Origin of the sequence: Paenibacillus paludis (assembly GCF_042610515.1) — a bacterium.
Classification (GTDB): domain Bacteria; phylum Bacillota; class Bacilli; order Paenibacillales; family Paenibacillaceae; genus Paenibacillus_AQ.
The window spans coordinates 145839-158480 of sequence record NZ_JBGJZP010000001.1; the positions used below are offsets into that span (position 1 = coordinate 145839).

General features: G+C 47.5%; 11 protein-coding genes. 8 read left to right on the forward strand and 3 right to left on the reverse strand.

Features of this window, described 5'->3' with window-relative positions; genetic code table 11:
- The first annotated feature begins 9 nt into the window (after positions 1-9).
- From ACAN56_RS00595 to ACAN56_RS00605, 3 genes are all read left to right on the forward strand, one after another.
- Entirely contained in the window at positions 10-1032 is a 1023-nt protein-coding gene (locus ACAN56_RS00595; protein WP_379139711.1) for an NADH:flavin oxidoreductase/NADH oxidase, read from the forward strand.
- 57 nt (positions 1033-1089) lie between these two features.
- Positions 1090-2130, forward strand: coding sequence for an NADH:flavin oxidoreductase (locus ACAN56_RS00600; RefSeq protein WP_038592224.1), 1041 nt, complete (start codon positions 1090-1092; stop codon positions 2128-2130).
- Between the two features lie 375 nt (positions 2131-2505).
- Positions 2506-4218 carry an ATP-binding cassette domain-containing protein gene (locus tag ACAN56_RS00605; protein ID WP_379139714.1) on the forward strand — a complete coding sequence of 571 codons (1713 nt, stop codon included), beginning with the start codon at positions 2506-2508 and terminating at the stop codon, positions 4216-4218.
- A gap of 93 nt (positions 4219-4311) precedes the next feature.
- Here the strand turns inward: ACAN56_RS00605 and nrdF are convergent, their stop codons facing one another.
- From nrdF to nrdI, 3 genes are read right to left on the reverse strand one after another with little or no spacing between them, the layout of a single operon-like run.
- The gene (gene nrdF / locus ACAN56_RS00610) at positions 4312-5271 is read right to left on the reverse strand and encodes a class 1b ribonucleoside-diphosphate reductase subunit beta (protein ID WP_038592228.1); all 960 of its coding nucleotides are present in this window, start codon (positions 5269-5271) and stop codon (positions 4312-4314) included.
- Positions 5272-5311: 40 nt separating this feature from the next.
- Positions 5312-7396, reverse strand: a complete 2085-nt coding sequence (nrdE, locus tag ACAN56_RS00615) for a class 1b ribonucleoside-diphosphate reductase subunit alpha (protein ID WP_038592231.1) — start codon at positions 7394-7396, stop codon at positions 5312-5314.
- Positions 7383-7742 carry a class Ib ribonucleoside-diphosphate reductase assembly flavoprotein NrdI gene (gene nrdI / locus ACAN56_RS00620; protein WP_038592234.1) on the reverse strand — a complete coding sequence of 120 codons (360 nt, stop codon included), beginning with the start codon at positions 7740-7742 and terminating at the stop codon, positions 7383-7385. Before nrdI ends, nrdE begins: the two co-directional genes overlap by 14 nt.
- A gap of 437 nt (positions 7743-8179) precedes the next feature.
- Here nrdI and ACAN56_RS00625 point away from each other — a divergent pair, with 437 nt between their 5' ends.
- The 5 genes from ACAN56_RS00625 (at position 8180) to ACAN56_RS00645 (ending at position 12629) form a co-directional block, all read left to right on the forward strand.
- Positions 8180-9352, forward strand: coding sequence for an MFS transporter (locus tag ACAN56_RS00625; RefSeq protein ID WP_038592237.1), 1173 nt, complete (start codon positions 8180-8182; stop codon positions 9350-9352).
- A 308-nt stretch (positions 9353-9660) separates the two neighbouring features.
- Positions 9661-10317, forward strand: a complete 657-nt coding sequence (locus ACAN56_RS00630) for an ABC transporter permease (RefSeq protein ID WP_038592238.1) — start codon at positions 9661-9663, stop codon at positions 10315-10317.
- A gap of 9 nt (positions 10318-10326) precedes the next feature.
- On the forward strand, positions 10327-11232 hold the full coding sequence (locus ACAN56_RS00635) for a glycine betaine ABC transporter substrate-binding protein (RefSeq protein ID WP_038592240.1): 906 nt from the start codon (positions 10327-10329) through the stop codon (positions 11230-11232).
- Between the two features lie 21 nt (positions 11233-11253).
- Positions 11254-12024: an ABC transporter ATP-binding protein gene (locus ACAN56_RS00640; RefSeq protein WP_038592241.1), complete on the forward strand. Its 771-nt coding sequence runs from the start codon at positions 11254-11256 to the stop codon at positions 12022-12024.
- On the forward strand, positions 12021-12629 hold the full coding sequence (locus tag ACAN56_RS00645) for an ABC transporter permease (protein ID WP_038592243.1): 609 nt from the start codon (positions 12021-12023) through the stop codon (positions 12627-12629). Before ACAN56_RS00640 ends, ACAN56_RS00645 begins: the two co-directional genes overlap by 4 nt.
- Positions 12630-12642 lie beyond the last annotated feature (13 nt).

Consider the following 12642-nt stretch of genomic DNA (forward strand, 5'->3'; position numbering starts at 1 on the left):
CGTTTATCCATGATAGATTTGTTTAGCCCATATTCTTTTAAAAGTTTAGAATTGAAAAACCGTGTTGTGATGCCTCCAATGTGTCAATACTCCGTCGACAATAAAGATGGTATTGCCACAGATTGGCATTACATGCACTATGTTAGCCGTGCTGTAGGCGGAACTGGTTTAATCATAATTGAAATGACTGATGTAGAGCCCGATGGGCGCATTTCCGATTTCGATCTTGGTCTTTGGTCAGATGATCAGATTCCGGCTCTGAAACGGATTGTAGATGCTTGTCATAGTCACGGTGCCAAAGTGGGAATCCAAATCGCGCACGCTGGACGCAAGGCGGAAGATGCTGAAGTTCCAGTAGCCCCTTCAGCTATCGCTTTTGATGAAAATTCTAAACAGCCCCGGGCACTTACCACCGCAGAAGTAAAAGGAATGGTTGAGAAATTCCGCACTGCTGTAGCTCGCGCTGTCCAGGCTGGATTCGATACTATCGAACTTCATGGTGCGCATGGCTATTTGATCCATCAATTTCATTCTCCACTAACGAACAAACGGGATGATGAATATGGTAAAGATCTTACCTTGTTTGGCCGGGAGGTTATTCAGGCTGCAAAGGCCGAGATGCCGGAGGACATGCCACTAATCATGCGTATATCAGCTAAAGAATACGTTGAAGGTGGTTATGGGATTCAGGAAAGCATTGCTTTTGCCAAGGAATATCAAGTTGCAGGAGTAGACATGTTTGATATTTCATCAGGTGGCGAGGGAGCTATTGCTGCATGGGGCAGACCAGGAACTCACGCAGCTTATCAAGTACCGCTCGCTAGAGATATCAAACAAGCACTCGATATTCCAGTGATCGCTGTTGGAAGATTGGATGATCCAATTTTGGCGAATGCAGTTATAGGAAATGAAGAGGCAGATTTGATTGCAGTCGGAAGAGGAATGCTGAGAAATCCATATTGGGCCTTAGAAGCTGCATCAAAGCTGAGAAAAGAAACAGCAGTTCCTAAACAGTATACTAGTGGATTCTAAGCTCAATTTGTCGAGAAATTAATGAGTATTATACGAAAAAAACTTAGGAGGTTTACGATGTTTAATACCGAATCAGTACAACCATTACTCCGTCCTTTTACTTTAGGAAATCTTAATCTGTCTAATCGGACAGTAATGGCGCCAATGACCCGGAATCTGTCTCCCAATGGGGTTCCTGGAGCAGATGTTGCTGCATACTATCGCCGGAGAGCCGAAAATAATGTGGGTCTGATCGTAACAGAAGGCACGGTTGTTGATCATGCAGATGCATCCAATCAGGAGAATGTCCCTTTCTTTTATGGTGAAGAAGCATTGAATGGCTGGGCAAATGTTGTGTCTGAGGTTCATGAAGCCGGCGGCAAAATTATTCCTCAAATCTGGCACATGGGTGCACGGGGCAACGTCAATGATTATTCCGAGTCCGAAATCAGTGGCATCGTTGATGCTTTTGCACAATCGGCAGCTGAAGCCAAGCGCATTGGATTTGATGGAATTGAAATCCATGGAGCTCACGGCTATTTGATTGACCAGTTCTTTTGGGAGAAAACTAATGAGCGTACTGATCGTTACGGAGGCAGCATGATTGCACGTACCCGCTTTGCGGAAGAAGTCATCCAAGCTTGCCGCCAAGCCGTAGGTCCTGACTTTACCATCGTGCTGCGCATCTCACAGTGGAAAGGAACGGAATATACAGCCAAATTAGCGAAAACACCCGACGAGCTTCAGCAATTTCTGCAACCTTTGGTTAACGCTGGAGTGGATATTTTCCATTGCTCGACACGGCGTTTCTGGGAACCGGAATTTGAAGGCTCTGACTTGAATCTTGCTGGTTGGGTTAAAAAACTTACAGGCAAACCAACCATTACTGTGGGTTCGATTGGCCTTGATGGTGATTTCATGACTCTTTTCACTGAAGGAAAAGGTGCAGAGAATGCAAGTATCGAGAGATTGGTTCAAAAGCTCGAAAATCAAGAATTCGATCTGGTTGCTATCGGTAGAGCATTGCTTGTAGACCCTGCATGGGTCAGTAAAATTCGGGATGGGAAATTGGATGAATTGATTCCATTTACTCCTGAAGCACTCAAAACACTTTATTGATAGGTAGGTTTGGATTTCCCGAATTTAACCGCGAATCGCGGTAGAAATCCAAACCTTGCCCATGCTTCCGAAGCGAGCTTTCCTGCGGAAAGCTTTCAGGCGGACGCTCTCGCTCCTCCAGTTCCAAAATTCCCCTCCGCCACTTTTCCCTAAATGTATATTCTCAAGTTCAATATAGAAAACAAAAGACTGGTATTATACCGGTCTTTTGTTTATTTTTCTTTTGTACGTCTACCCATGTAACAGAATATGCAGCCCCAATGATAAATTAACGGGTACACAGGTGGAAGTTGGGGCTGCACGACTATCTATACACGTTGAATGGTACAATGTGTATATAAGCAGAAATTAACACTACCCGGAGGGATGTTTGGCATGAGCGAATCGAATCAGGAGTATATCGTAATTTCGGGTGCGAGGGAAAACAATCTCAAGAACGTATCCTTGCGCATTCCGAAGCGGAAGATCACGATCTTCACCGGGGTGTCCGGGTCCGGCAAGTCATCGATCGTCTTCGATACGATCGCCGCAGAATCCACGCGATTGCTGAACGAGAACTTCAGCATGTTCGTGCGAAATTTCCTGCCCCGTGTTCCGCAGCCGGATACGGATGCGATTGAGAACCTGAGCATGGCTGTTATTGTGGATCAGAAGCGGCTGGGTGGGGGATCCCATTCCACATTGGGCACGATTACTGATATTTCTCCCATTCTCCGTCTTCTTTTCTCCCGAGTAGGCCAGCCCTATGTTGGACAAGCGCACATGTTTTCGTTTAACGATCTGCAAGGCATGTGTCCCGAGTGTAACGGACTTGGCCGGCGGCTTGGTGTCGACATGAGCATGGCGCTGGACAAGTCAAAGTCGCTCCATGAAGGGGCTATTATGCTGCCGGACTATTCAGTGAACGGCTGGGAATGGAACATGATCGTGCAGTCAGGAGACTTCGATCTCGACAAGAAGCTGAGCGATTATTCGGAAGAGGAACTGGAGCAGCTGCTGTACGCCAAGGCAAGAAAAGTTAAGATGGATTTCGCCGGCAAGGCAACAAATATTACAGTGGAAGGCGTCATTGAGAAGTTCACCAATAAATACATCAAGCAGGATGTGAAGATGAAGTCCGAGCGCACACAGAAAGCTGTTGCGCCGTATATTTCCGAGGGGCCTTGCTCCAGCTGCCACGGTGCGAGACTCAGCCAGGCCACGCTCAGCTGCAGGATCAATGGTCTCAACATTGCGGAGCTATCCTCCATCGAGGCCGGACAGCTCATCCGCGTCATTCGTGAGATTAATGATCCTGTCGCCGGCTCCGGTAAGAGCACGATGATTAACGAAGTATTCCTCAGTCAGCATCCGGACGCCATCGTCATCGACCAATCGGCAATAGGAGTGTCAACACGTTCGAATCCCGCAACTTACACAGGCATTATGGATGATGTGCGCAAGGCCTTTGCATCCGCGAACAAGGTGAGTCAAGGCTTGTTCAGCTTCAACTCCAAGGGAGCTTGTGAGAACTGCCAGGGACTGGGTGTTGTGTACACAGACCTTGCCTTCCTCGATAGCGTGAAGCTGCCCTGCGAAGTATGCGGAGGCAGACGATTCAAAGAAGAGGTGCTCGCGTACAAGCTGAACGGCAAGTCAATAGCAGAAGTGCTGGAGATGAATGTGGAGCAGGCATTGGCGTTTTTTCAGCTAAAAGAGGTTGTGCGCAAGCTCCAGGCGATGAGTGATGTGGGGCTGAATTATATTACACTCGGCCAGCCGCTCAGCACGCTTTCAGGCGGGGAATGCCAGCGCATCAAGCTGGCCAGCGAGCTGCATAAGAAGGGCAGCATCTATGTGATGGACGAGCCGACGACCGGCCTCCACATGTCAGATATCGGTCACCTTCTGGAGATCATAAACCGTCTCGTGGATACCGGCAATACGGTGATTGTTATCGAGCACAACCTCGATGTGATCAGCCAAGCGGACTGGATCATTGATATGGGACCGGACGGAGGCAGCAAGGGCGGCCAGGTTGTGTTCGAAGGTACACCTCCGCAGATCATCCATGCGGAGCAGTCGATCACGGGAAGATACCTGATGTAATTAATGGCCGGAAGTGTTAACGAATTAATTTATGATGATGGTAACTAAAAATACCGCCCTCGAAAAGGGCGGTATTTTTAGAAACATATAAGGTTAGAATTGAAAGTCTTCATCCTTCAGCGGTTCCACGTTAAGCGCCCGGATATATCCGTTGCCTTTCTTCGAGAAAAAGTCATGCTGCTTGGTGTGGGTACTGATGCCGTTCTGGACAATCGGATTGATCTCTTCCTCGTCGAACAGAGGATCATGGCCCAGATTCATCATCGCTTTGTTAGCGTTGTATCTGAGGAAGGTCTTGACCTCGTCCACCAGTCCGATGGGAGCATAGATCTGCTCCGTATAACGTTCTTCATTCTCATGCAGCAGGCGGAGCAGTCCCACCAGTGTCTGGTGCAGGTCTCGCTGATCGTCTTCCGCAAGTCCGTCAAAGATCTCCTGCGCGAGCACCCCGACATATACCCCGTGAATGCTCTCATCCCGCAAAATAAGGTCGATGATCTCACCGCTGCAGGTCATTTTACCCTGGCCGGCCAGATACAGCGGGTAGAAGAAGCCGCTGTAGAACAAGTAGCTCTCCAGCAGCACGGAGGCCGCCATAGCGAGATACAGGTCTTTAGGCGAGTCTATATTTTTGTAATATTGTGATATGGTCTCCGCCTTGAACTGCAGGTACGGGTTCTCTTCCACCCAGCGGAATACACTGTCTATCTCCTCTGTGGAGGCTAATGTGGTGAAGATGCTGCTGTACGACTTGGCATGAATCTGTTCCATCATGCCCATGAAGCCCAGCACGGCCTTGCGCTGAAGGCCTTCAACATGCTCCATAATCTGGGGCATACCGACTCCGCCTTGAATTGTATCCAGCAGTGTCAGGCCGCCCAGCACCTTCATATAAGAGTCCTTTTCCTGCTCACTGAGCGTGAGCCAGGACATTTTATCATCGGACAATGGAATTTCATCATCTGTCCAGAATTGCATAATGTTCTGATTCCAGAACATCAATGAGAAATCGTCATCGGGACGGTTCCAGTTAACGGCTTGAATAGCGCTCATAATCGTGCAATCTCCTTTTTTTGCGGCCATAGCCTTCCATTTAAATCGAGCAGGTGAGGCATTCCTCGACGGACAGTTTTTTGGTCCGGGTGTAATACAGCGACTTCAGTCCTTTATGCGCCGCATACAGGTATGAGCGGGCCAGTTCCCTGGTGGATACATCGCTGTTGACATGCAGCACGGTCGATATGCCCTGGTCGATATGAGGCTGAATTTCCGCGATCAGGTCAATGACCTTGAACTGATCCATCTGGTAAGCCGATTTATAGAAGAACACATTGTCCGGACGCAGGTACGGCATCGGATAGTATGTGGTTGAATTGGCATAAGTCCGGGTCTCAATCTGCTCCACAATCGGCATAACGCTCGAAGTGGCATTCTGGATATAGGAAATACTGGCTGTTGGCGCAATCGCCAGGCGGTAAGCATGGTACAGACCGTTGGCCATTACTGCATCCCGCAATTGTTCCCAGTCTGCAGGTGACGGGATATACATATCCCCGAACAGCTCCTGCACTCTTGGTGTAGCCGGACGGTAATCCGTTGTCAGGTAACGCTCAAAATAAACGCCGGTGGCGTAGTCTGATGCCTCGAAGCCATGGAATGAGCGGCCGGTTGCAGCAGCGATCTCCATGCTCTTCTCCAGGGAATGGAAGTTCATTGTCATGAAGAAGGTCCGGGCAAAGTCGCGGGCTTGCTCGCTTTCATAAGCGATGTTGTTCTTCGCGAGATAGCCGTGAAGATTCATGACGCCTAGACCAACAGAGTGCATCTCTTTGTTCGCTTTAGCTACGCCAGGGGCATTGGAGATACTGGTCATGTCGCTGACAGCAGTCAGGGCGATCATACCTTCATGCACGGATTCGCGGATCTTGCCGTGTTCCATCACGTTGACAATATTCAGGGAAGCCAGATTACAGCTTACATCGCGGCGGATGGTATCCTCCTGTCCGTAATCGGCAATCTCGGTGGTCTCCTGGAGCTGGAAGATTTCGGTACAGAGGTTGGACATTTTGATCTGTCCGACATTTTTCAGGGCATGGGCCGCATTGGCGTTGCTCTTGTTCATGATATAAGGGTAGCCGGATTCCAGCTGGATCATGGCAATTTTGGTCAGCATATCCCGTGCGCTCATGGCCTTCTTCTTCTTAACACGCGGATCGGCCAGCAGCTTATCGTACATGTCATCCAGATCCATATCGTCGAGATGCGTGCCATAGGCTTTGTACACAGTGTATGGGGCAAATACATGCAGCGGTTCATTGTCCTTCGCCAGCTTATAGAAGCGGTTCGGAATGATCAGCCCAATGGACAGAGTTTTGAGCCTTGTTTTCTCGTCGGCGTTAATCTTCTTGCTGTCGAGGAATTCCAGGACATCCCAGCCAAAAATGTTGTAGTAGGCTGCTCCGGAGCCTTTGCGTTGACCCATCTGATCAGCATAGGAGAAGCCGTCCTCCATGAGCTTGAGCACAGGCATGATGCCCTTGGCTGCATCCTCGACACCCTTGATCGTCTCCCCGCGCGAGCGCAGCTTGGACAGGTTGACTGCCACACCGCCGCCGATCTTTGACAGCTGCATGCAGGTATTGAGCACGTAGTTGATCGAATTGAGCGAGTCGTCCATTTCGATAAGGAAGCAGGAGACGAGCTCACCGCGCCGGCTTTTACCGGCATTCAGGAAGGTTGGAGTTGCCGGCTGCAGACGCTGCTCCATCATCGAACGGGCAAGCACTCCGGCAGTATCGGCGTTGCCGCGTCCCAGGTGGAGGGAGACTGCCGCCACACGGTCCGGGTAGTGCTCCAGATATTGCTTGCGGTCATTGCTTTTTACAGCGTAGTCCATGTAGAATTTCGAAGCTGCCATATAGGATGGGAAGCTGAAGTTGTAGCTATGGGCAATCTGGTAGACTTGCTCAATTTCCTCTACGCTGTACTGCCCGTAAAAGTTCTCGTAGAAATCCTGTTCAATCATGTAATCGACCTTGGCTTTTGTATTTGCAAAAACCAGGCTCCGCCGCTCTACATCCCGCATAAATTCGGCTACTGCCTCAAGGTCTTTGTCCAGTTGAAAGAAGCCGCTCTCGTCCCGCTTCATTAACATGTTGTTCAGTTCAATATGCCGCAACCCGGCTCACCTCCTGTTTAATTCGTTCCACATCGCCAAAAGTACCCGATAACTCAAATTTACCGATAACTGGCACATTGTACTGGTCTGCAATCAAGTCTGCACTGTTTGCGAACAGCTTGCCCCAGTTCTTGTTGCCGCTGGCAGCGATGCCTTTCAGATTGGCATAATTGTTCCCCAAGAAAGCAGACACCTTCTCTGGAATCTGTCCAAAGCCGGTGGTATATGTAATTAGCACATAGGGCTCGTCAATCGTCATATGCTCCTCAATCTGCACAGCCGGCAGCTTCAGCTTGCCGATGAAGCGTTTGACGTTTCCTGTTTTTGAATCATACGCGACTAGCATGGTGTCAGTCCCCCTGTAAATATTGAAACTACTCTTAAAATTGTAAAGATTGAATTGCTTAGTTTTAAATACTGAAAAATCATATTAACACTATATTTAGTGTGCGTTGTTTATTTTAATCACTATATGTTGGAAAGTCAATATTGACAAACCACCTTATTCGTTATAAATCTGTCTAGTAAGCGCTTTGCTAGAGTATCGGAATCCCATAACTTCAGGCGGTGCAAGCACTTTTCCACTTCTGAAGAAGCTGACACATTTGTAGGGGGGCTACCCATTACCTTATTATCTGTCTTTATACGGTCCGTTGACTGAATATTGCTATAATCAGTCAAAATATAGCAAGATCCGATGAAAGAATATCAATATTATTATATTTGTGTTTCGATTCGAAGTTGGATCAGATGACAAATACCCAAATAGAGGAGAACCCTAAGATGGTTACGTTATTACTAATGATTATTTATCTCGCATTTATGGGTCTGGGATTGCCAGATGCTTTACTAGGCAGCGCTTGGCCCATTATGCAACACGATATTGGTGCCACAACAGAAATGGCAGGTTATATATCGTTAATAGTCTCATTCTGTACGGTAATATCGAGTTTATTTGCCAGCAGATTGTTGCACAGATACGGTACGGGGAAGGTAACCTTGTTCAGTATACTCTCTACGGCTATTGCTTTGCTTGGATTCTCTATTTCATCAGATTTCATATTTCTAATTCTACTTGCTATTCCTTTGGGCTTAGGAGCAGGTTCCGTGGACGCCGCATTGAGCAACTATGTAGCAATGCATTTCAAAGCCAAGCATATGAACTGGTTGCATTGTTTTTGGGGAATTGGAGCATTTACGGGTCCAATTATAATGTCGTTTTGGCTGAACCGTGATAACAACTGGCGTGCAGGATACGTTACAGTAGGCTTACTTCTGCTTACTATAGCGATGATATTACTGGCGTCTTTGTCTTTATGGAAGATTTTTGAGAAGGAGAGTATAGAGGAAGGAAGCGACGAAAAGAAACTGATCAGCAACAGAGAGGCTTTACGAATCCCAGGGGTGAAAATATCCATGGTTACTATGCTCTGTTACAATGGATCGGAAGCTGCTGCAGGTCTATGGATGGCATCTTTTTTTATAGGGAATAAAGGGGTTTCTCCTGGCACAGCAGCAGCTTTATCTTCCTTATTCTATATTGGAATCATCATTGGACGAATCATATCAGGATTTCTGTCGACCAACGTATCCAGTAAAAACCTGATAAGATATGGTGGGATCGTGGGCTGTTTTGGACTTTTGATTCTTGTTATGCCAGTCCATTATTGGATTTCTGCAGGTGCTCTATTTATTGTGGGGTTGGGCGGAGCACCAATCTATCCAAGCATTGTTCATTCAACACCGGAACGTTTTGGCAAAATAGCTTCCCCAAGTGTCATTGGACTTGCAATGGCAAGCGCTTATACGGGTTCAACCCTAATACCATCATTGATGGGGATATTTGCAAGTCATTTGGGAATGATTATGGTTCCTGTAATACTGCTCATTCTTTTTTGCATCATGCTGATATCTTCTGAAATGGTTAACATAGTTTACAAACGTAAGGTTCGATAGGACAAGAGCATTTTGGAACTGCAGGAGCGATCCTTTTATAAAGCTCAAATACAAAGTCGCCTAAATGGCGGCTTTTTTTTGTTTTGTGAACTTGATTTGGAGAATGTTACTATTAACCATTCGTTAAAGGGAATGTGCACAGTTTGGCACACAGAGTAGCGTTATGCTATTGGGATTCTCCGCGCATATCTCCAATAGTCACCTAAAGGTAACTCTATTATAAAAAGGTGCCTACTTCCAGTAAGTAACTATATAACTTATGATTTATTGGGCACTAGAAAATGCAATCAGTAAAGGCGGGGTTCAGCTTGGGCAGCAGCTTATGGGAGCAGATTACGAATTATTTCACAACCGACATAGATGCTTACTTGCTCTCCGTAAAAGAGCACATCGCCATCAGCATCTTGGCTTTAGGGGTCTCAGCTATACTTGGAATCATCCTGGGATATTTGTGCGCGGAACGCAAGAAATACGAAAAATGGATCGTCTCCCTCTTTCAGGTTTTGCGGATCATCCCAAGCCTGGCGATCCTCTTTCTGTTGATCCCGCTGATGGGGACAGGATTCCAGCCGGCTATGACAGCACTGATATTACTAGCCATTCCGCCGATTCTGTTGAACACAATAACCGGACTTGAAGAAGTGCCTGCGTTTATGCTGGAAACGGCTTACGCGGTGGGGATGTCGGACTGGCAGGTGCTATTGAAGGTGAAGCTTCCGTTAGCCGCGCCGCTCATTCTGACCGGAATCAAGACGGCTGCCATTGAGATCGTGGCAAGCGCGACATTAGCCGCAAAGATCGGCGCCGGAGGTCTCGGGAGCATTATTTTTACAGGCCTTGGTCTAAACCGGATCGATTTGCTCCTGATTGGAGGTGTATCGGTTGCGGTGCTGTCCATCGCCTCCGCGCTCATCCTTGATGGGGCAGAGAGATATTTGTTTAAATATAAATTCACCGGAAAGTAGGGATTGGATATGAAGAATACAACAAAGTCATTCACAGCGGTTGCAATTGTACTGCTATTGCTGCTTACACTGGCCGCCTGCGGCAGCAAAAACGAGGAAGGAAGCGGCAAACCAACCGTACGTGTCGGGAGTAAAGATTTCACTGAAAATTTACTCGTAGGTGAATTGTATGCCCTGGCTCTGGAGGATGCAGGATACAAGGTCGAGAGAGTCTTCAACATTGCAGGGTCTGTCATTCATACCTCGCTTATTAATAATGAGATTGATCTATATCCGGAATACACAGGGACAGGCTTGTTAACCATTCTCAAGAAGCCGCTGATGACCGACCCTGAGGAAGTTTACAATACGGTGAAAGATGAATATAAACAACAGTTCCAAGTCACTTGGCTGGATTACTCCAAAGCCAATGATGGAGCAGGGCTGGTTGTCCGCACAGCTGTATCTAAGGAGTTGGGGATTACAACGATTTCCGATCTGCAGAAGCATGCAAGTGAGCTGCGGTTTGCCTCCCAAGGTGAAGTCGATCAGCGTGAAGACGGCATCCCGGCGCTGGAGAAGATCTATGGTCCGCTAAAATGGAAGTCGTCAAAGGTCTATGATAACAGTTTGAAATATGAGGTTCTCTCTAATGACGAAGCGGATGTTGCACCGGGGTATACAACAGAAGGCATGCTGGTAAATACGGATAAATTCACACTGCTAGAAGACGACAAACAGGTATGGCCGCCTTATAATTTGGCTCCGGTTGTCCGTGACGAGGTATTGAATGCCCAACCGGACATTGCGGAGAAGATTAATAAGGTAAGCGCTGCGCTGGACACCGCAACCATTACAGCCTTGAATGCAAAGGTGGATGTGGACAAAGAAGAATATGAAGATGTGGCCAAGGAGTTTTACGACTCCATTAAATAAACGGGATTTCTGGAGGAGAATATGGCACAGACTGCGATCGAACTCAGCAATGTGAGCAAGAAATATAATCAGGCCGGCTATTTCGCGGTGGATCATGTAAGTCTGTCCATTGAAGAAGGGGAGTTCATTACCATTTTGGGCTCCTCGGGTTCCGGCAAAACTACATTGATGAAAATGATTAACCGTCTGTACGAGCCGGACGAAGGGAGCATTACGCTTTTTGGTGAAGATATCAGAGCCCTAGATCCAGTTACAGTAAGAAGACGCATCGGTTATGTCATTCAACAGGTAGGTTTATTTCCGCATATGACCATCAGACAGAATGTCGCCGCCGTACCTAAGCTCTTAAAGTGGAGCAAAGCAAAGATTGAAGCTAGAGTAGATGAATTATTAACACTCGTTGGTCTAGAGCCGGGTGAGTTTAAGAACCGCTATCCTTCCCAGCTGTCAGGCGGCCAACAACAACGGATCGGATTGGCAAGAGCGCTGGCGTCAGACCCCAAGATCATGCTGCTTGACGAACCTTTTGGTGCACTAGATGCCATCACCCGGATGAATTTGCAGGATGAACTACTGCGCATTCACGGAGGACTTAAGAAAACCTTTCTGTTCGTGACCCATGATATCAATGAAGCATTTAAATTGGGGCACCGGGTTATTGTTATGGACAAAGGACGGGTCTGTCAATTCGATACTCCAAAGAATATTGCGTCCTTCCCTGCAGATGGCTTCGTATCCTCCTTAATCGCTTCATCCCGCGGGCAGGAGAAGTTCTGGGAGGGGTTAACTTGATCGAATATATCATGAACCACCCCGATAAATGGGCAAAGGCGCTGGTGGAACATTTGGAGATTGTGGGCATGACACTACTGGCATCGCTTTTACTCGCCTCGATTCTGACCCTAATCTCCATGACATCTAAAATGCTGTCCAGGTTCTTGGTTCATTTGTTCTCAATCATCTATTCGATACCCAGTGTGGCTCTGTTCGCGATGATGATTCCTGTAACGGGACTGGGCAAGACCACGGCTATTACAGTGCTTGTAGTGTACAATCAATATCTGCTCCTGCGAAATTTCTTTGCAGGTCTGAATGGGGTTGATCCCGCCATCATCGAAGCGGCTACAGGCATTGGCATGTGTAACCTGCAGGTGCTGTACAAGATCAGACTGCCGTTATCCATAAGAGCCTTTTTTACCGGAATACGGCTTGCGGTAGTATCTACGATAGGCATGGCTACGATCGCTGCGTTCATCAACGCAGGAGGATTGGGTGATATCTTGTTTGACGGACTTCGGACAATGAACGTATATAAAATCGTCTGGGGCAGTGTACTATCCGCCGGAATGGCGGTTGGTGTCAATGCGCTGCTCGTTAGGGTAGAAAAAAGCATATAGATTGTACCTTGGA

What these genes read in the sequence shown, in the direction of transcription:
- ACAN56_RS00595 (WP_379139711.1), top strand. Translation starts at nt 10, where the DNA reads ATGATAGATTTGTTTAGCCCATATTCTTTTAAAAGTTTAGAATTGAAA.
- ACAN56_RS00600 (WP_038592224.1), top strand. Translation starts at nt 1,090, where the DNA reads ATGTTTAATACCGAATCAGTACAACCATTACTCCGTCCTTTTACTTTA.
- ACAN56_RS00605 (WP_379139714.1), top strand. Translation starts at nt 2,506, where the DNA reads ATGAGCGAATCGAATCAGGAGTATATCGTAATTTCGGGTGCGAGGGAA.
- nrdF (WP_038592228.1), bottom strand. Translation starts at nt 5,271, where the DNA reads ATGAGCGCTATTCAAGCCGTTAACTGGAACCGTCCCGATGACGATTTC.
- nrdI (WP_038592234.1), bottom strand. Translation starts at nt 7,742, where the DNA reads ATGCTAGTCGCGTATGATTCAAAAACAGGAAACGTCAAACGCTTCATC.
- ACAN56_RS00625 (WP_038592237.1), top strand. Translation starts at nt 8,180, where the DNA reads ATGGTTACGTTATTACTAATGATTATTTATCTCGCATTTATGGGTCTG.
- ACAN56_RS00635 (WP_038592240.1), top strand. Translation starts at nt 10,327, where the DNA reads ATGAAGAATACAACAAAGTCATTCACAGCGGTTGCAATTGTACTGCTA.
- ACAN56_RS00640 (WP_038592241.1), top strand. Translation starts at nt 11,254, where the DNA reads ATGGCACAGACTGCGATCGAACTCAGCAATGTGAGCAAGAAATATAAT.